This is a genomic window from Oscillibacter sp. CAG:155, from assembly GCA_000436875.1.
Lineage (GTDB): Bacteria > Bacillota > Clostridia > Oscillospirales > Oscillospiraceae > Oscillibacter.
This window is the reverse complement of the sequence record FR890839.1, coordinates 1-19,403: the sequence shown is the minus strand read 5'-3', so window position 1 is coordinate 19,403 and position 19,403 is coordinate 1. Positions and strand designations below refer to the sequence as shown.

General features: G+C 59.3%; 11 protein-coding genes and 2 pseudogenes. 9 read left to right on the top strand and 4 right to left on the bottom strand.

What is annotated here, in order from left to right:
- Positions 1 to 119: 119 nt before the first annotated feature.
- A complete protein-coding gene (locus tag QZL67_RS01140; RefSeq protein ID WP_022288950.1) occupies positions 120 to 827 on the top strand; it encodes a FadR/GntR family transcriptional regulator in 708 nt (235 codons plus the stop codon).
- 334 nt (positions 828 to 1,161) lie between these two features.
- Positions 1,162 to 2,331: a MalY/PatB family protein gene (locus tag QZL67_RS01135; protein WP_022288949.1), complete on the top strand. Its 1,170-nt coding sequence runs from the start codon at positions 1,162 to 1,164 to the stop codon at positions 2,329 to 2,331.
- Between the two features lie 285 nt (positions 2,332 to 2,616).
- Here the strand turns inward: QZL67_RS01135 and nifJ are convergent, their stop codons facing one another.
- Entirely contained in the window at positions 2,617 to 6,162 is a 3,546-nt protein-coding gene (gene nifJ, locus QZL67_RS01130) for a pyruvate:ferredoxin (flavodoxin) oxidoreductase (protein WP_022288948.1), read from the bottom strand.
- Positions 6,163 to 6,823: 661 nt separating this feature from the next.
- Here nifJ and QZL67_RS01125 point away from each other — a divergent pair.
- The 4 genes from QZL67_RS01125 (at position 6,824) to QZL67_RS01110 (ending at position 11,781) form a co-directional block, all read left to right on the top strand.
- The gene (locus QZL67_RS01125; protein ID WP_022288947.1) at positions 6,824 to 8,236 is read left to right on the top strand and encodes a sodium:solute symporter; all 1,413 of its coding nucleotides are present in this window, start codon (positions 6,824 to 6,826) and stop codon (positions 8,234 to 8,236) included.
- 78 nt (positions 8,237 to 8,314) lie between these two features.
- Positions 8,315 to 9,451 (top strand): aminopeptidase, encoded by a 1,137-nt coding sequence (locus QZL67_RS01120; protein ID WP_022288946.1) that lies wholly within the window; start codon positions 8,315 to 8,317, stop codon positions 9,449 to 9,451.
- Positions 9,451 to 10,704: a peptidase T gene (pepT, locus tag QZL67_RS01115; RefSeq protein WP_022288945.1), complete on the top strand. Its 1,254-nt coding sequence runs from the start codon at positions 9,451 to 9,453 to the stop codon at positions 10,702 to 10,704. Before QZL67_RS01120 ends, pepT begins: the two co-directional genes overlap by 1 nt.
- Before the next feature lie 3 nt (positions 10,705 to 10,707).
- The gene (locus QZL67_RS01110; RefSeq protein WP_022288944.1) at positions 10,708 to 11,781 is read left to right on the top strand and encodes a Xaa-Pro peptidase family protein; all 1,074 of its coding nucleotides are present in this window, start codon (positions 10,708 to 10,710) and stop codon (positions 11,779 to 11,781) included.
- A gap of 249 nt (positions 11,782 to 12,030) precedes the next feature.
- On the opposite strand, the gene QZL67_RS01105 is transcribed toward QZL67_RS01110, so the two are convergent.
- The 3 genes and pseudogenes from QZL67_RS01105 to QZL67_RS01095 form a co-directional block, all read right to left on the bottom strand.
- The gene (locus QZL67_RS01105; protein WP_022288943.1) at positions 12,031 to 12,873 is read right to left on the bottom strand and encodes an HAD-IIB family hydrolase; all 843 of its coding nucleotides are present in this window, start codon (positions 12,871 to 12,873) and stop codon (positions 12,031 to 12,033) included.
- 595 nt (positions 12,874 to 13,468) lie between these two features.
- Positions 13,469 to 14,281: pseudogene (locus QZL67_RS11645) on the bottom strand (stage 0 sporulation family protein); the annotation flags it as partial.
- On the bottom strand, positions 14,278 to 15,138 hold the full coding sequence (locus tag QZL67_RS01095) for a DNA polymerase III subunit delta' (RefSeq protein ID WP_022288941.1): 861 nt from the start codon (positions 15,136 to 15,138) through the stop codon (positions 14,278 to 14,280). The gene QZL67_RS01095 and the pseudogene QZL67_RS11645, both read right to left, overlap by 4 nt.
- Positions 15,139 to 15,450: 312 nt before the next feature.
- Here QZL67_RS01095 and ppdK point away from each other — a divergent pair, with 312 nt between their 5' ends.
- From ppdK to QZL67_RS01080, 3 genes and pseudogenes are all read left to right on the top strand, one after another.
- Positions 15,451 to 18,189, top strand: a complete 2,739-nt coding sequence (gene ppdK, locus QZL67_RS01090) for a pyruvate, phosphate dikinase (RefSeq protein WP_022288940.1) — start codon at positions 15,451 to 15,453, stop codon at positions 18,187 to 18,189.
- Between the two features lie 314 nt (positions 18,190 to 18,503).
- Positions 18,504 to 19,130: a ParB/RepB/Spo0J family partition protein gene (locus QZL67_RS01085; protein ID WP_022288939.1), complete on the top strand. Its 627-nt coding sequence runs from the start codon at positions 18,504 to 18,506 to the stop codon at positions 19,128 to 19,130.
- Positions 19,069 to 19,403, top strand: a pseudogene (locus QZL67_RS01080) (hypothetical protein); the annotation flags it as partial. The gene QZL67_RS01085 and the pseudogene QZL67_RS01080, both read left to right, overlap by 62 nt.

Below are 19,403 nucleotides of genomic sequence, written 5' to 3'. Positions count from 1 at the left end.
GTTTTCTCAGAGCTTCTTCCTTTGACAATGTACAACTTTGTGCTATACTTTTCTTAAAAACATTTGGAATTGGAAATATTTTCTGATTTCACAACATTAATTTTAGGTGGTGAATAACCGTGGCACTTCAATTTGAAACTCTCAACAAAGTGACTCTGACGGAACAAGTCATGCAGCAGCTTGCCTCCAAGATCATCAGCGGTGAACTCAAACCTGGTGAACGGCTCCCTGCGGAGCGGGAGCTTTCTGAAATGCTCCAGGTCTCCCGCAGTCGCGTACGGGAGGCTCTGCGCGCTCTTTCTCTGATTGGATTTGTCACCATTCGGCCGGGCGGCGGAACCTACGTAGGAAACCGCATCGATCAAATGCCTGAAGAGACAATCATCTGGCTGTTTCGCCAACAGGTGAGCAATTACAGCGAAATCTACGAGGCACGCCGCCTGATCGAGACCGCTGTCTATGATGCCTGTTTCCGTCATCGGACGGAGGAGATCACCTCCAACATCCACAAATGTGTAACCCGCCTGGCACAGGCATACGCCAACAATGCCTCCGCGGAGGAGTTCAATCAGCTCCTGGAGGATGAGGATATTTACGTTGCCAAGAATTGCGGGAATGAGGTTTTTTACAAATTGATGCAGACCATCATTCTCCTGCGGAGAGAGGCTGCGCTGAAAATCTGCGAATCTCCTTACAACCGCAAAACTTCGGTTGAAAAGCGAAAAAATGTGGCCTTTGCCTTTGAATGTGGTGACCACAAAGCATTCTTAAAGGCCATCAACGCATTTTTCGACGAATCCGTCAAGGATTTCACCTTTGACCGCTGAGGCATTTTCCTGATAGTGAGGGATCTGTTCCCTGTTTCCGCAAGATGATCCTGCGCTCCTGCTGAAAATTTACATTTTCAGCAGGAGCCGTTTTCCATTCTGACTGCTCCGGTTGATTTCCAGATCCGGCGTGCAGACTTTCCCTGAAAAGCAGGTTGCAGGAAGCGGAGAAGTGTGAGAAAATAGCATCGGAAATTTGCCGCGGCAGACTTGCTCCGGCCACAGCGCAAGGCCGTCCGGGACTGGTTTTGTGTCCGCGAAAGGTCTCAGGGAGCCCCGCTTTTCACCGGTTAAGCGCACATTCCATATCTCGTACCGGAAAGGAAGAACATGTATGAAGTATGATTTTGACCAAATCGTGGACCGCTCTGGGAATCACGCCGCCAAGTATGACGAGCGGAAGAAAAAGTTCGGCACCGATGACGTGATCCCCCTGTGGATCGCGGATATGGATTTCAAAACCGCCCAGCCCATCATTGACGCGCTGACGGCCCGGGCCCAGGAGGGCATCTGGGGCTACACCGCCCGTCCGGACAGCTATTTTGAGGCCATCCGGGGCTGGCAGAAGCGCCGCAACGGCTGGGACATCGATCCCAAGCTCATGAGCTACAGCCTGGGCGTGGTGCAGACCATCTCCGCCATGGTGAAGCTCTTTACGCCGGAGGGCGGCAGCGTGCTGATCCAGACGCCGGTTTATTCCGAGTTTTACGACATGGCCGAGGCCTGGAACCGGAAGGTCCTGGAAAACCGCTTCCAGGAACACGATGGTGTATGGCAGGTGGACTGGGAGGATTTCGAGGCCAAGCTGCAGGAAGCGGACCTGTTCCTTCTCTGCAATCCCCACAACCCCCTGGGCATCGTCTGGGAGGAAGCGGATCTGCGCCGGATGATGGAACTGTGCCTCAAGCATCATGTTCTGGTGATGTCCGACGAGATCCACTCCGACCTGATTTTCCACGGCAAAAAACATATCCCCACTGCCACCCTTTCCCCCGAGATCGCGGCCAACGTGGTCACCGGCATTTCCGGCACCAAGACCTTCAACCTGGCAGGACTCCAGGCCAGCACCGTGGTCTTCCCCGACGCCCACAAAAAGCAGGTCTTTGACCACTACTGGCAGTGCATGGATATTCACCGCAACAACGCTTTCTCCCTGACAGCCATGGAGACCGCCTTCACCCAGGGCGAGGAATGGCTGGAGCAGCTCCTGCCCTATCTCTCCGCCAACTTTGACTTTGTGGTGGACTACTGCCGTGTTCACATTCCGCAGATCAAGACCTACGCCCCCGACGCAACCTACCTCATGTGGCTAGACTGCCGGGAGCTGGGGCTGAGCAACCAGGAACTCCACGACTTTATGATCCAGAAGGCCAAGCTGGGGCTCAACGACGGCTGCTCCTTTGACCGCCAGCTCAGCGGGTTCATGCGGCTCAACGCCGCCTGCCCCCGGGCCACGCTGGAAAAGGCCATGGCCCAGCTGGAGGCCGCAGTCAAGGCCCTGTAACCCTCTGCCGGAAGGTTCTGTGGTCCCGTTTTTCCGTGACCCAGTGAACAAAAGCCGCCCGTTCCCCAAAAGGGAACGGGCGGCTTTTTTCTCTTTATCGGCATTTGTTCTCCAGCAAATGAGGTGCCGAACCGTATGGGATCGCAGGCGCCGCTTTCAAAACTGCGGCGTTCAAATAAAAAAGAAGGGGCGGGAAAATTCCCGCCCCTTCCGTTTGCTGAAAGGAATCTTTGTCTGTGGGCCGGATACCGGCCCTCACAGATCCGCGCTTTGACTTGCCGCGGCTCAGTTCTCCTCCGCCATCTTGCGATACTTCTCGTAACGCGCCTTGACGTCGGCAACGGTCTTGGCATACAGGGCGTCGGCCTTCTCGGGGAAGTTGTTCTTCAGAGAAGCGAACCGGTTCTCGCCCATCAGGTAGTCCATGATCTTGCTGGTATCGGGCTCGGGAGAATCCAGCTGGAACGGATTCTTGCCCTCGGCGATCCGGCGGGGATCATAGCGGTACAGCTGCCAATAGCCGCACTCCACAGCCTTCTTCATCTCGGTCTGAGAGCAGCCCATGCCGGCCTTGATATGCTGTTCCAAGCAGGGGCAGTAGCAGATGACGATGGAGGGGCCGGGATAGGCCTCAGCCTCGCGGATGGCCTTCAGGGTCTGGTTGGGATCAGCGCCCATGGCCACCTGGGCCACGTACACATAACCATAGGTCATCATGATGGCGCCCAGATCCTTCTTGGCGATCTGCTTGCCGCCGGCGGCGAACTTGGCCACTGCAGCGGTAGGCGTGGACTTGGAGGACTGTCCGCCGGTGTTGGAGTAGACCTCGGTATCCAGGACCAGCAGGTTCACGTCGCGGTTCTGCGCCATGACGTGGTCGATGCCGCCGAAGCCGATATCGTAGGCCCAGCCGTCGCCGCCGATGGCCCAGATGGACTTCTTGGCCAGATACTCCTTGTTATCCAGGACGAACTGAACGTCCTCGGTCTTGTCGGCCTTCTCCAGAGCGGCAATCAGCGCATCGGAGACGGCGCGGGACTTCTCCTTGTCCATCCAGTTGTTCTGGTAGTCGTCGATCTCGTTGACGGCCACACCGGCGTCCTTCAGGGCATCCAGACGGATCAGGATCTCCTTGCGGATGGAATCCTGAGCGTGGAAGAAGCCGTAAGCAAACTCGGCGTTATCCTCGAACAGGGAGTGCTCCCAAGCGGGGCCGTGGCCGCAGCTGTCCTTGCAGTAGGGCAGGATGGGGGCGCCGCCGGAAATGGCGGAGGAGCAGCCAGCGGCGTTGCCGATGTACATGCTGTCGCCCACCAGCTGGCTGACCAGCTTGATGTAAGTGGTCTCGGCGCAGCCGGCGCAGGCCGCGGAGAACTGGAAGTAGGGCTTTGCGAACTGCATGGACTTGACGCTCTTGCTGCTGATGACGTCCTTCTTCAGGTAGGCGTCATTCATGGCAACCTCGTCGAAGTTGGTCTGCTCGGGCTTCATCTCCTCGAAGGGCGTCATGACCAGAGCGTCAGCGCTCTTCTCGTTGGCGTTGGCGGGGCAGACCGTCAGGCACACGCCGCAGCCCAGGCAGTCATAGGGAGAGACCTGCATGCGGAAGGAGTAAGCGGGCACGTCCTTGCCCAGGCCCTTGGCGGGCACAGTCTCGAAGGAAGCGGGCACCTTGGCCTTCTCCTCCTCGCTCAGCAGCACGGGACGGATGGCCGCATGGGGGCAGGCCATGGAGCAGCGGTTGCACTGAATGCAGGCGTCCGCGTTCCACTTGGGCACCATGGTGGCAACGCCGCGCTTGGCGTAAGCAGAGGTACCGTTCTCCCAGGTGCCGTCCAGCACGCCGTGCTTCTTGAACACGGACACGGGCAGCTTGTCGCCCTGCTGGCGATCCATGGGGAGGACGATGTCCTTGACAAAGGGCGTGGCGTTCTTGGGCTCCACCACGGGGGTATCCGCAGCGTTGGCCCAGCTCTCCGGGATCTCCACCTTGACGGCGGCGCTGATGCCCACGTCCACAGCCTTGTTGTTCAGGTCGACGATCTTCTGGCCGGCCTTCTTGAAGTAGGAGTTATAGTTGTTCTTCTTCATGTCCTCCACGGCCATGTCCAGAGGAATGACCTTGGTCAGGGCGAAGAAGGCAGCCTGCAGGATGCTGTTGGTCCGCTTGCCCAGGCCGATCTCAGCGGCCAGCTTGGCAGCGTCGATGATGTAGAACTGGGCATGCTTGTTGGCCAGGTCCCGCTTCATCTTGCCGGGCAGACGCTGATCCAGCTCCTCCACGCTCCAGGGGCAGTTGAGCAGGAAGATGCCGCCGTCCTTCAGATCCTCGGTGGTATCGTACTTATTGACATAAGTAGGCGCGTGAACGGCGATGAAGTCCGCAGAGGACACCAGGTAGGTGGAGCGGATGGGTTCGTCGCCGAAGCGCAGGTGGCTCTGGGTCAGGCCGCCGGACTTCATGGAGTCATAGGAGAAGTACGCCTGAGCATACTTGTTGGCCACCAGGCCGATGGTGGAAATGGCGTTCTTATTGGCGCCCACAGTGCCGTCGCCGCCCAGGCCCCACAGCTTGCAGGAGACCTCGCCGGGATGAGGCAGCTCCACATCCTTGTAGTCCAGGGAGGTGTAGGTCACATCGTCCACGATGCCGATGGTGAAGTTGTTCTTGGGCTTGTCCTGCTTGAGGTTGTCATACACGGCGATGATCTGGCCGGGGGTGGTGTCCTTGGAGCTGAGGCCGTAACGACCGCCCACCACCTGGATGTCGGTTCTGCCGGCCTGGTTCAGGGCGGTCACCACGTCCAGATACACGGGCTCGCCCACGGAGCCGGTCTCCTTGGAGCGGTCCAGCACGGCGATCTTCTTGCAGCTGGCGGGGATAGCCTCAACAAAGTGCTTGACGGAGAAGGGACGATACAGATGGATCTGCACCAGGCCCACCTTGCGGCCCTTGGCGTTGAGGTAGTCGATGGTCTCCTTCACAGTCTCGGAAGCGGAGCACATCACCACGATGACCTCTTCCGCGTCGGGAGCGCCATAGTAGTTGAAGAGCTTGTAGTTCCGGCCGGTGAGCTTGTTGATCTCGTCCATGTAGTGCTGGACGGTCTCAGGTACGGAGGCAGCCTTCTCGTTGGCGCCTTCCTTGCACTGGAAGTACACGTCGGGGTTGACGTTGTTGCCGCGGTTGGAGGGATGCTCCGGGTTCAGGGCATGACGGCGGAAGTCCTTCAGGGCCTCGTAGTCCACCAGACCCCGCAGGTCCTCATAGTCCAGCGCCTCGATGCGCTGCATCTCGTGAGACGTGCGGAAACCGTCGAAGCAGTGCATGAACGCGTACTTGGCGCTGATGGCGGACAGATGGGCAACGGCGCCCAGGTCCATGGCCTCCTGGGGGGAGGAGGACATCAGCATGCCGTAGCCGGTGGTCCGGCAGGTCATGAAGTCGGTGTGATCGCCGAAGATGGAGTGGTGGTTGGAAGTCACCACGCGGGAGGCGATGTGCATAACGCTGGGAAGGAACTGGCCGCCCATGGCATACATGGCGGGGATCATCAGCATCAGGCCCTGGGAGGACGTAAAGGTGGTGGTCAGTGCGCCGGCCTGCAGGGAGCCGTGGCACGTACCGGCGGCGCCTGCCTCGGACTGCATCTGGATCACGTCCACCGTAGAACCGAACAGGTTCTTCCGGCCCTTAGCGGACCACTCGTCCACTTTCTCCGCCATCGGGGAAGACGGCGTGATCGGGTAAATCGCAGCGACTTCGGTGAAGGCATATGCCACATGAGCCGCAGCGGTGTTACCATCCATAACTACGTATTTTTTCTTCATTTGATGCACCTCTCTTGCTTTGTTCATATCCCCATTTTGTGATGTTCAGCCCCGGTCATGCGTTTTTCCTTGCTGCCAGGAAGTCCTGAGCGGCCGGATGTACCTGCCGCTCAAGTTCCGATCCGCGGAAAAGCATTCCTTTTTTCGGGTGTGTCTTGCCATGGGAAACAACTTTTGCGCGATCTGTCGCCCGCACATGGAATCGCCGTGCAGTTCCCTGTGCAGCCGCAGCCACCCTTGCGTTTTTCCCGCGAATTCACAAAAACGTATATTGCTCTGGGACAACAATCAAGTTAACTATACTCCATAAATACACCAGTGTCAAAGGATTTTCGTGTGTTTTTTCCCGTTTTTGCGCATAACTGCGGCGGATTTTTTTGTCACTTTCTCCCCCCTGCCGCCGTTTTCCACATATAGGGGCCCGCCCCCAGTATATGAGAGGGTTCCGCTCCGTATGCCGTCCCCCGGCCGGCAGGGTCTCCGGCGGAAAGGCGGCTTTCAGACGCCATGCCTCTCAGAGGAATTTACCTCCGGATTTTTGGGAGGATTTCCCCTATCCCGCGCAGCCGCAGCCTTGTCAAACAAAGCCTTCTCTTGACAGGAAATGTGGAATACGGTAAAATTTTTTCACACTTTTTTCTGTTAGGAGGCATTGTTGTAAATGGGATATTTAATTGCCATCAGCGTCTATTTGCTGGCGCTGGTGATTTATGGTCTTGTGATCGCTCACAAGAAGGTCAAGACCGCGGATGATATGGTGACCGGCGGACACCGGATTCCCTTCATCATCCTGGTGGGCAGCCTGCTGGCCACCTGGTGCGGCGGCGGCGGCATCACCGGTTCCGCCGGCGTGGTATACTCCGGCGGCCCTTGGGTGGGCGCCATCACCTTCGCCGCGCCGCCCATCGGCATCATTTTGCTCTACTTCATCGCCGGCAAGGTCCGCAAGTCCAATAAGGTGACGGTGCCGGAGATCATGGAGGCCCGCTACGGCAAGGCCGCCAGCATCATCTCCGCCCTGTGCGTCATGCTGGCCTACGTGGGCGTGCTGGCCACCCAACTCAAGGCTGCGGCAGACATTTTGGTTCTGCTCTGCTCTTCCAGCGGTGTGGAGCTCTCTCACGGCCTGGCCCTGACCATCTGCACCGTGGTGATCGTGGTGATCACCGTGTGCGGCGGTCTGGTGTCCGTTGCCTATTCCGACGCCATCAGCGCCCTCATCATGATCGGCGGCTTCTTCCTGGCCATTCCCTTCCTCATCAGTGTGGCCAACAGCCAGGGCGCGGTCCTGCCCCCGGAGAAGACCACCCTTACCGGCGGCATGTCCGGCGTGGAGATCCTGGGCTACTTCCTGCCCTCCCTGGCGCTGATGCTGGGCGACCAGAACATGCTCCAGCGCTTTGCCTCCGCCAAGAACAGCGACGAGGCCAAGAAATCCAACATCGGCATGTTCATCGGTGAGATCCTGGTAGTGGTCAGCATCATTGCCCTGGTGACCCAGGCCGCCAAGCTCTATCCCTCTCTGGAAACTCCCTCCAACGTCATCTTCCAGGTGGCGGTGGATTACCTGCCCCTGGCCTTCGGCGCCCTGGTGATGTGCGCCTGCATGGCCTTCATCGTGACCACGGCGGACAGCTACCTGCTCTCCTCCGCCACCAACCTCACCAACGACATCTATGAAAAGTACATCCGCAAGGACGCAACGGACAAGCAGAAGATGCTGGTGCTGCGGGTGACCATTGTGGTCTTCAGCGCCATTGCCGTGGCCCTGACGCTGTACTTCCCCACCGTGCTGGCCCTGCAGATGACCGCCTACACCATGTACGGCGCCGCCATCACGCCCGCCATCCTCTTTGCCCTGTTCTCCAAGCGGGTGACCCCCGCCGGCGGCCTGGCCGGTATCATTGTGGGCGGCCTCGCCACCATCGTGTGGACGCTGATGGGCACTCCCGGCGGCGTACAGTGCGCCATTGTGGCGGTTCCGGCTTCGGTCATCGCCATTTTGCTGGTGAGCGCTGTTACCAAGAACAGCGATCCCGCCCGGTCTCTGGATGCCCTTTATACCGATAACTGACCATAAGGGGCAGAAGGGATTCCTTCTGTCCCTTTTCCTTTAATCCATAATCTCTCATTTAAGAAAGGACGATGCTGTATGGAAGATCCGCGGATTCGAAAATTGGCCCGGTTCCTCATCCGGGGCGCGGTGGAACTGCAGGCGGGAGAAAAAATTCTTATTGAACTGCACGGCAGTGAAACGGGACTGATGAAGGCGCTGGTCCAGGAGGCTTACGCCGTGGGCGGAAAGCCCTTCATCCACATCTTTGACTATGCCGTGGAGGGTGCGCTGGTCCAGGGAGCCGACGCCGAGCACATGGAGGAGATCTCCTCCTATGAACTTGCCCGCATGAAGGACATGGATGCCTACATCGACATTCGGGCCACCACCAACATCAGCATGTGGCACAACGTCTCCGACGAGGCCCAGCGCCGCTACCGTCAGTACTACTGGGGCCCCATCCATCTCTCCCAGCGCTGCAACCACACCAAGTGGTCCGTGCTGCGCTATCCCAACGACGCTATGGCCCAGCTGGCAGGCGTCTCCACCGAGGAGTATGAGGACTTCTACTTCAAGGCCTGCCTGGTGGACTATGAGAAGATGGGCCGGGCCATGGAGCATCTGGAGGCTCTGATGGACAAGACGGACCGGGTGCACATCGTCTCCCCCGGCACGGACATCTCCTTCTCCATCAAGGGGATCCCCTGCTACGGGATGCACGGCAACCGCAACATTCCCGACGGTGAGATCTACACCGCGCCGGTGAAGGACTCCGTCAACGGCCACATCACCTATAACTGCCCGTCCCCCTACGACGGCTTTTTGTTCCGGGACGTGTATCTGGAGTTCAAGGACGGCAAGATCGTCAAGGCCACCAGCAACAACACCCCCTATATGAATGAGATCTTCGATATTGACGAGGGTGCCCGCTACATCGGCGAGTTCGCTCTGGGCGTCAACCCCGTTATCAATCACCCCATCGGAGATATCCTCTTCGACGAGAAGATCGCCGGCAGCTTCCACCTGACTCCCGGCAACAGCTACGACAACACCTCCAACGGCAACCACTCCGCCGTCCACTGGGATCTGATCCAGATCCAGACGCCGGAGTACGGCGGCGGCGAGATCTGGTTCGACGACGTGCTCATCCGCAAGGATGGCCGGTTCCTGCCGGAGGCGCTCCAGTGCCTGAATCCGGAAAACCTGCTGGATGAAGAAACGGAGGCGCAGTGATGGATACGGTGGTCGACCGCCTGGTGCGGTATGCCAAAATTTACAGCGAGAGCGATTCTTACGGCCAAAGCGGCACCCCCAGTGCCCAACGGGAATTCGACATGGCCAACCTCCTGGTGGAGGAGCTCCACGGCCTTGGCATCGACAATGCCTTCGTGGACCAGCACTGCTATGTCTATGCCTGGGTTCCGGCCACGCCGGGGTATGAGCACCTGCCCGCCATCGGTCTCATTGCCCATATGGACACCTCCCCGGATATGACCGGCAAGGACGTCAAGCCTCAGATCCTCCACTATGAGGGCGGGGATCTGATTCTCAACCGGGAGCAGAACATCGTCATGGAGGCTGCCCGGTTCCCCGAGCTCACCAAGTTTGCAGGACAGGATCTGGTCTGCTCCGACGGCACCACGCTGCTGGGCGCCGACGACAAGGCGGGCATCGCCATTATCCTGCAGGCGGTGGAGGAGCTTCTGGCAGAGGGTGCCCCCCACGGCAAGCTCTGCCTGGGCTTCACCCCAGACGAGGAGATCGGCCGGGGCGCCAGCAACTTTGACGTGACGGGCTTCGGCGCCGACTTTGCCTACACACTGGACGGCGGAGACATCACGGATTACGAGTACGAGACCTTTAATGCCGCCATGGCGACGGTCACGGTCCATGGCTTCAGTATCCATCCCGGCACCGCCAAGGACAGGATGAAAAACGCGCTGCTGATGTCCATGGAGTTCAACGCCCTGCTCCCCGCTCTGGAGACTCCGGGCCACACAGAGGGCTATGAAGGCTTTTTCCACCTGCAGGAGATGAGCGGCAAGGTGGAGGAGGCCCGGATGGTCTACATCATCCGGGACCACAGCATGGAGCGGTTCCAAGAGCGCAAGGCGGCCTTCCAAAAGGCCGCAGAGGAGATGAACCGCCGGTACGGTGCCGGTACGGTGGAGGCCAAGGTAGAGGACCAGTATTACAACATGTACGAGGTCCTCAAGGACCACCTGGAGATCGTCACACTGGCGGAGGAGGCCATGAAGGCCGCCGGGGTGGCCCATCCCACCCACTCTCCCATCCGGGGCGGCACCGACGGGTGCATGCTGACCTACAAGGGGCTGCTGTGCCCCAATCTTCCCTGCGGCGGGCACAATGCCCACGGCCGGTTTGAGTTTGCGCCGGTGGAATCTCTCAAGACCGGCGTGCGGACGGTAAAGGCCTTGGTCTCCCCGGCACTGGTGGAGCGGGTCATTTCAGGAAAGGAGCAATAAACCATGTATCAGGAACGGATCGACCGCGTCCTCGCGGCCATGGAACAGATGGGGCTGGAGCAGATGATCGTCTCCGACCCCGACAGCATCTGGTACCTTACCGGGTACTACGTTTTCCCCTTCGAGCGGCTCTTTGCCCTCTATCTGCGCCGGGACGGAAAGCACAAGCTGTTTTTGAACAAGCTCTTCCCCGTGCCGGAAGTTCCCTATGAGCAGGTATGGTTCTCCGATACGGACGACTACCTCACCATCCTGGCAGAAAACGTAGACGGCACCAAGCCCATGGGCATCGACAAGGAGTGGCCCGCCCGGTTCCTCCTGCCCCTGATGGCCCACAACCCCGGCAGCCGCTGCGTGCTGGCCTCCTCCTGTGTGGATGATGCCCGGGCCTGCAAGGACGAGCCGGAACGGCAGCTGATGCGCACCGCCTCCCGGATCAACGACACCGTCATGGAGCGGGCCGCCGCCTTCCTGCGGGAGGGCGTGATGGAGCGGGAAGTGGCCGACTACATCGTCGCCCAGTACGCCGCGGAAGGCTGCGACACCGTGGCCTTCCAGCCCATCGTCTCCTTCGGTCCCCATGCGGCCGATCCCCACCATGAGGCAGACCAGACCCGTCTCCGGGCCGGAGACTGCATCGTCATCGATATGGGCTGCCGGAAGGACCGGTACTGCTCCGACATGACCCGCACCTTCTTCTGCGGCACCCCCGATCCCAAATACGCCGCCATCCACGATCTGGTGCGGGAGGCCAACGAACTCGCCGAGTCCATGATCCGCCCCGGCGTGCCCCTGCGGGATCTGGACAAGGCCGCCCGGGACCACATTGCCGCCGCGGGCTACGGGGAATTCTTTACCCACCGGCTGGGACATTTCATCGGCCAGACGGAGCATGAACAAGGTGACGTCAGCGGCACCACGGATCTGATCGCCAAGCCCGGCATGATCTTTTCCATCGAGCCGGGCGTCTATCTCCCCGGGGAGTTCGGTGTCCGGGTGGAGGACCTGGTGCTGGTTACAGAAGACGGCTGCGAGATCCTCAACCACGTGGACAAGCACTGGAAGTCCGTGGGCTGAGCAGTGCCTCTTCAGGGCTGCTTGTCCTCTGCAAACACAGGAACATCCCAGATAACGAAATTCTATGAAAAAATGGTCCCGGAGGAGTGCTGTGCACTCCTCCGGGACCGTCTCTGTTTTGGGGGAATCTTGGCGCAGACCCGCTCCGGCGCCCCGTAGTGCCGGAGCCGGCAGCCAATGGAGGGACCTCCGCGGCCAGCTGCGCGAAAAAAGCGGGGGCGGAATCGCCCCCGCTTTGTATTTTGGGATTTAATAGCGCTTATCCAGGATCTCCACCATATCTGCCATGGCGTCCTCCCATGCGTTGGAGACGATGGTGGCACCGCAGTCCCGCACCGCCTGGATGCAGTTGGCAGGTGCGAAGCCCATGGCACCGGCAGTGAGCATGGAGATGTCATTGGCCTCGTCGCCGGCGCAGTAAACATGGTCCATGGAGATGTTCAGCAGCTTTGCAAGGCGGCGGACCATGCCGCCCTTGTTGGCACCCTTGGCGGTCATCTCCAGCAGCGTCTTATTGGAAAAAATCAGCTCATAGTCCTGATCCCAGCCCTTCTGGATCAACGTCTGCTGCACCTGCTGTAGCACCTCATGCTCTGCCTCAAAGAGGAGCTTTCCCAGCGGCAGGGGTACATCCAGAAGAGAGGGAGCCTCCGTCACCGCCACGTTGGTGATGTGCTCGTGCTGATGGGTGATCTCATTGGGGTGCACACCGTGGATGACATTGTCGATGTGATAGGCCTCCACTGCCACCTCCGGGAACCGGTCCAGCACCTCCTGCCCCCGCCGGCGGGCAGTCTCATCCAGCAGCGCGTAATCCAGGTATTCCTGTTTGGCAAAATCATAGATGGCGGCACCGTTGCACACCACGCACGGTGCGTTCACCGGCACCTTGTCCGCATAGTGCCGGAAGGCCGCCAGTGCCCGGCCGGTGGCCACCGCGAAGCGGCCGCCCTCCCCCATGAAATACTCCAGTGCCTCCCGGTTCCGGGGAGACAGATCCGGCACCGGCTCGCCGCTGCGCAGTGCGGCCTCGGTGTAGATGAGCGTATTGTCAAAGTCACTTGCCAGCAGTACGCCGTCGAATTTCCCCATGGTCATTCTCCTTTTATGTAAACTTGTAAACACTTCCGTATCCGGCGGTCCGGTGGTTTTTCGGGAAAAACCCGCCGCCCGCTGCGCGGACGGCGGGATGCCTTGCCTTTTATTCGCTCTTGGGCGCAGAACCCTCTCCGCCCTTGCTGCGACGGCCGCCCCGATGGCGGGGACGGCGGCGCTTTGCTTCACCGCCCTCTGCTCCGGCAGCCTTGGGCTCCCTGGGCTGCTGAGGCGGAGCAGACTGCTGGGCCTGTCTGGGCGGGCGGGGCTTTCCGCCCTGCTGGCCGCCCTTTTTCTCCTCGCCGGATTTGGGCCCCTTGGCCGTTTGGCGCTCTTCCTGCTTGGCGGGACGGGCCTCAGCGGGCTTTCCACCGCCGCCGCTGCGGCGCCGACCGCCCCGATGACGACGGCGGGACTTGCCGTCGCCGCTCTCCGGTGCGCCGATCTTCTCCCGTACCGGTGCCTCCTCCAGGCGGGCATCCATATAAAAGGGCGTGGTGAACACCGGTTCGTCCAGTTCCTCCTCCGGCTCCTCCACATACCGGGCGGGCCGCTCAGCGGGCACCTCGATACCGTCCCGGCTGCCCTTGCCGTTGCGCAGGACGCAGACCTCACAGTTGTGGTAGCATTTAAGGGGCTCATTGGGCGCCGCAGAATCCAGCGCCACCTTCACGGTCTCCCGCAGCAGATCCACGCTTTTGACGTTGCCGGGACCGTCCGGCGTCTGGACGAAGGACTCCGCCTTGGGCATCCGCTTGGCCGCATCCTCATAGGCGTGCTGCTCATATTTCAAGCAGCACATCAGCCGACCGCAGGCGCCGGAGATCTTGGTGGGGTTCAGACTCAGGTTCTGGGTCTTGGCCATCTTGATGGAGACAGGCAAAAAGCCGTCCAAAAACTCCGAGCAGCAGAAGGGTCGGCCGCAGATCCCGATGCCGCCCACCATCTTGGCCTCATCCCGGACGCCGATCTGCCGGAGCTCGATCCGGGCCCGGAACACGCTGGCAAGATCCCGTACCAGCTCCCGGAAATCCACCCGGCCATCGGCGGTGAAGTAAAAGATGATCTTGCTGCCGTCAAAGCTGGCAGAGACATTCACCAGCTTCATCTCCAGGCCGTGGGCGGCGATCTTCTTTTCGCAGATGTCGAAGGCCTCCCGCTCTTTTTTGCGGTTCTGCTCCGCCGTGCGGCGGTCGCTGTCCGTGGCCAGGCGCAGCATGGGACTCAGCGGCTTGACGATGGCCGCATCGTCCACCTCATGGTTTCCCTGGGTGCAGGTGGCAAATTCCGGGCCCTGGGCGGTCTCCACGATCACCTGGTCTCCCATCCGCACCTGGACGCCCTGGGGGTCAAAAAAATAATTCTTACATCCGCCCCGAAAGCGGACGCTGATGACTTCTGTCAAAGGATACCCTCCAATTCTACCGCGAGAGCACCCAAAACATGGCTGGGGCCCACGTTATAGACGCATTCTCCATGGTATTTCTGTAACAGTTCTATTGTGCGCATAATTTGTGTTTTTGTCAAGTTTTTCGCAAGAAATGGGGCGATTTCCCGGTCAATTGGGTCCGGCTGCTGCCCATAGAGCAGCAGCAGCGCCGCGGAGAATGCCGCCCGGCTGCGCTCCAGCAGCGCCGCCAGATCCTCCCGGGTGGTTTTTTTCCGCTCCAGGCGCACCGCCAGTTCCGTGACGGCGCCCCGCCGCCGGCTGCCCAGACACCGGCACAGCTCCTCTGCCGCCTGGGACTCCGCGCCGGTCCGCTCGCCACTGGGCCGCAGCTTCAGCTCCACGCACCGGGAGCGCAGCGTCTGCAGCACCGCCGCGCTGTTTTCCGCACAGAACAAAAACGCGGCATAGGGCGGGCCTTCCTCCACGATCTTCAAAAGAACATTCTGGTCCTGTTCCGTCAAAAGGGCGCAGTCCGGGAAGAGGTAGACCTTCCGCCGTCCCTCGTTGGGACGGATATAGGCGTCCGCGCGCACCTGGCGCACCACGTCCACAGAGAGGTTTTTATGCTGCTCGTCCCGCACCACGGTGACATCCGGGTGAATGCCCGAGAGCACCTTCCGGCACCCTTCACACACGCCGCAGGGGCGGACGCCGTCCGCCATGCACTCCAACGCCGCTGCGGCATAGCGGGCCGCCGCCAGACGGTCGCCGCTGCCGGTAAAGAGCAGCGCATGGGACAGATTTCCCCGGGTGGCGGCCTCCCGGATGCGAACGGCGGCAGGATCTGCCGCCGGCAGGTCAAAGGTGTTCATCTGGTCTCTCCTCTCGGTTGCTTGCCCAGCCATTTTACCATATTCCGCTGGAAAAAGGAAGGAGGAATCCCCCGCGCGGTTTTGCACGAAACCGTGAAACCGTCTTTCTCCTTCCAGTTTTCATTTGTTGAACTTCCACAATTTTTTGGGCATTTCGTTCTGTTTTCGCCCGTTTTTCTTATGCCATTTATGCATTGTTTTCTGGATTTCCAATTATTATAATTATATTGTTGTAATGTTGGAAAATCGTTTGCCTCTGGACGGTCAACCGATTTACCGCCTGGAGGCAGCGCCAATAACGGAGGAATGAAAATGAGCAAAAAGTATTGTTACCTGTTCACCGAGGGCAACGCCAACATGCGCGAACTCCTGGGCGGCAAAGGCGCCAACCTGGCCGAGATGACCAACATCGGTCTGCCTGTGCCTCAGGGCTTCACCATTACCACGGAAGCCTGCACCCAGTATTATGAAGACGGCCGGCAGATCAATGCCGAAATCACCGCCGAGATCATGGAATATATTGAGAAGATGGAAAAGATCACCGGCAAGAAGTTCGGCGATCTGGAAAACCCCCTGCTGGTCTCCGTCCGTTCCGGCGCCCGGGCCTCCATGCCCGGCATGATGGACACCATCCTGAACCTGGGCCTCAACGAGGACGTGGTGGAGGTACTCTCCAAGAAGTCCGGCAACCCCCGCTGGGCATGGGACTGCTATCGCCGCTTCATCCAGATGTACTCCGACGTCGTCATGGAAGTGGGCAAGAAGTACTTTGAGCAGCTCATTGACGAGATGAAGGCCAAGAAGGGCGTCACCCAGGACGTGGAGCTGACCGCTGAGGACCTCAAGGAGCTGGCCGGCCAGTTCAAGGCCGAGTACAAGGCCAAGATCGGCCAGGACTTCCCCACCGATCCCAAGGAGCAGCTGATGGGCGCCATCAAGGCTGTGTTCCGTTCCTGGGACAATCCCCGCGCCAACGTCTATCGCCGCGACAATGATATCCCCTACTCCTGGGGCACCGCCGTCAACGTCCAGTCCATGGCGTTCGGCAACATGGGCGACGACTGCGGCACCGGCGTTGCGTTCACCCGTAACCCCGCCACCGGCGAGAAGAAGCTCTTCGGCGAGTTCTTGACCAACGCCCAGGGCGAGGACGTGGTGGCCGGTGTCCGGACCCCCATGCCCATCAGCCAGATGGCTGAGAAGTTCCCCGAGGCCTTTGCCCAGTTCGAGCAGGTCTGCAAGATCCTGGAGAACCACTATCACGATATGCAGGACATGGAGTTCACCGTGGAAAACGGCAAGCTCTACATGCTCCAGACCTTCAAGCAGTTCGAGGACGTCTGCAAGATCCTTGAGGATCATTACCGCGATATGCAGGATATGGAGTTCACCGTCGAGCACGGCAAGCTCTATATGCTCCAGACCCGTAACGGCAAGCGCACCCCCGCCGCCGCTTTGAAGATCGCCTGCGACCTGGTGGACGAGGGTCAGATCGACGAAAAGCAGGCCGTGGCCATGATCGAGCCCCGCTCTCTGGACGCTCTGCTCCATCCCCAGTTCGACGCCGAGGCCCTGAAGAAGGCCCCCGTGGTGGGCTCTGCTCTGGCCGCCTCTCCCGGTGCTGCCTCCGGCAAGATTGTCTTCACCGCTGAGGACGCCAAGGAGTGGGCTGCCCGGGGCGAGAAGGTGGTCCTGGTCCGTCTGGAGACCTCTCCCGAGGATATCGAGGGCATGAAGGCCGCTCAGGGCATCCTGACCGTCCGCGGTGGCATGACCTCTCACGCAGCCGTGGTGGCCCGCGGCATGGGCACCTGCTGCGTCTCCGGCTGCTCCGCCATCACGATGGATGAGGAGGGCAAACGCTTTGAGCTGGGCGGCAAGACCTTCCACGAGGGCGACTGGCTCTCTCTGGACGGCTCCACCGGCAAGATCTATGACGGCGCCATCCCCACGGTGGACGCTTCCATCGGCGGCGAATTCGGCCGCGTCATGGGTTGGGCCGACAAGTATCGCCGCCTGAAGGTCCGCACCAATGCGGATACGCCTCACGACGCCGCCCAGGCCAAGAAGTTCGGCGCACAGGGCATCGGCCTGTGCCGTACCGAGCACATGTTCTTCAACGAGGACCGCATCCCCGCCATCCGGGAGATGATCTGCTCCGACACCACCGAGCAGCGGGAGAAGGCTCTGGCCAAGCTGGAGCCCATGCAGCAGAGCGACTTTGAGGGCATCTACGAGGCCATGGAGGGCTGCCCCGTCACCATCCGCTTCCTGGATCCCCCTCTGCACGAGTTCGTGCCCACCGAGGAGGCCGACATTGAGCTGCTGGCCAAGGATATGGGCAAGTCCGTTGCCGACATCAAGGCCATCATCGCCGGCCTCCACGAGTTCAACCCCATGATGGGCCACCGCGGCTGCCGTCTGGCAGTCACCTATCCGGAGATCGCCGCCATGCAGACCCGGGCCGTCATCAAGGCTGCTCTGAACGTCCAGGCCAAGCATCCTGAGTGGAACATGGTCCCCGAGATCATGATCCCCCTGGTGGGCGAGGCCAAGGAGCTCAAGTACGTCAAGAGCGTGGTGGTGGAGACCGCCGACAAGATCATCAAGGACGCCGGTTCCGACATGAAGTACCTGGTGGGCACCATGATCGAGATCCCCCGTGCGGCTCTGACCGCCGACGAGATCGCCAAGGAGGCCGACTTCTTCTCCTTCGGCACCAACGACCTGACCCAGATGACCTTCGGCTTCTCCCGCGACGACGCCGGCAAGTTCCTGGATGCCTATTACGACAAGAAGATCTACGAGAACGATCCCTTCGCCAAGCTGGACCAGAAGGGCGTGGGCAAGCTGGTGGACATGGCCTGCAAGCTGGGCCGCAGCGTGAACCCCGACCTGCACCTGGGCATCTGCGGCGAGCACGGCGGCGATCCCTCCTCTGTGGAGTTCTGCCACCGCGTGGGTCTGGACTACGTGTCCTGCTCTCCCTTCCGTGTGCCCATCGCGCGCCTGGCCGCTGCGCAGGCTGCTATCAAGAACCCCCGCAAGTAAGAGTTCTGTCATTCACCATTGGATTTGATGAGGCGCAAACCTTCTATAAATCCCATGGATACGGCATAAAACCGTCAAAATGGCATGATTTGACCGTGGAGGTTTATATCTAATCGCCAAAACCCCCGTACATTCCCAATTGGGCAATGTGCGGGGGTTTTTATTGTTATTTTGGGCTGTTTGTACAAATCTAAACAGGAACGCAAAAATGTATTCTGATTTCAAAAATACATTTTGTCCATGCTCGCTGCTATTTTCACAGCAGTCAGTTCCGTAATTTTGGACGAATTCAGCTTTCAGTAAAGGAGGCCATTATGAGACGAGACGATCAGAGGCAAGCAGTAAAAAACATTCCCTTGGAACAACTGAAGCCATTTAAGAATCATCCCTTTCAGGTACGAGACGATGAGGAATTTCGGTGTCTTGTTGAGAGCATTGAAATTCACGGTGTAATTCATCCAGCGGTGGCTCGCCAGATTGGTGAGGATTGTTATGAACTAATTTCTGGTCATCGACGCAAAGCGGCTTGTGAACTATTGGGTTACTCTGAGATGCCTGTTTTAGTCCGGTCTATGACGGATGATGAGGCAGTTGTAAACATGGTAGATGCAAACCTTCAGCGTGAGACGATTCTCCCAAGTGAAAGAGCCTTTGCATACAAAATGAAGTTGGTAGCAATGAGCCATCAGGGGCGTAAAGGATTTACTTCCGCCCAACTTGGGCGGAAGTGTGTCGGAAAAGAATCCAGAGAGTTAATTGCTGAACAAGTCGGTCAAAGTCGCAACCAAATTTCTCGCTATATCCGTCTTACTGAATTGATACCAGAAATTCTTGAAATGGTTGATAATCGAAAAATGGCATTGAATCCAGCAGTATCTATTTCCTACGCCGTTTTATCTCCAGCGCAATATCGAGGTCAACTATTCTTCTTTCACCGCTGAGTGGCAGATCACCGGCAAAAGCTCTGTAAGCCAGAACAATGTGGCAGCCTATACCACCTACGGAACCAGCCGTGCCAATGCCTACAAGATTCTGGAGGACAGCCTGAACCTGCGGGATGTCCGTATCTACGACACCATAGAGGATGCAGACGGCAAAGAGCGCCGGGTGTTGAATGCCAAAGAGACCACCCTGGCCGCCCAAAAGCAGCAAGCCATCCGGGACGCTTTTAAGGACTGGATTTGGAAAGCCCCGGATCGCCGCCAAGCTCTGGT

Coding starts and splice junctions, on each gene's coding strand:
- QZL67_RS01135 (WP_022288949.1), top strand. CDS start 1,162: ATGAAGTATGATTTTGACCAAATCGTGGACCGCTCTGGGAATCACGCC.
- nifJ (WP_022288948.1), bottom strand. CDS start 6,162: ATGAAGAAAAAATACGTAGTTATGGATGGTAACACCGCTGCGGCTCAT.
- QZL67_RS01125 (WP_022288947.1), top strand. CDS start 6,824: ATGGGATATTTAATTGCCATCAGCGTCTATTTGCTGGCGCTGGTGATT.
- QZL67_RS01120 (WP_022288946.1), top strand. CDS start 8,315: ATGGAAGATCCGCGGATTCGAAAATTGGCCCGGTTCCTCATCCGGGGC.
- pepT (WP_022288945.1), top strand. CDS start 9,451: ATGGATACGGTGGTCGACCGCCTGGTGCGGTATGCCAAAATTTACAGC.
- QZL67_RS01110 (WP_022288944.1), top strand. CDS start 10,708: ATGTATCAGGAACGGATCGACCGCGTCCTCGCGGCCATGGAACAGATG.
- QZL67_RS01105 (WP_022288943.1), bottom strand. CDS start 12,873: ATGGGGAAATTCGACGGCGTACTGCTGGCAAGTGACTTTGACAATACG.
- QZL67_RS01095 (WP_022288941.1), bottom strand. CDS start 15,138: ATGAACACCTTTGACCTGCCGGCGGCAGATCCTGCCGCCGTTCGCATC.
- ppdK (WP_022288940.1), top strand. CDS start 15,451: ATGAGCAAAAAGTATTGTTACCTGTTCACCGAGGGCAACGCCAACATG.
- QZL67_RS01085 (WP_022288939.1), top strand. CDS start 18,504: ATGAGACGAGACGATCAGAGGCAAGCAGTAAAAAACATTCCCTTGGAA.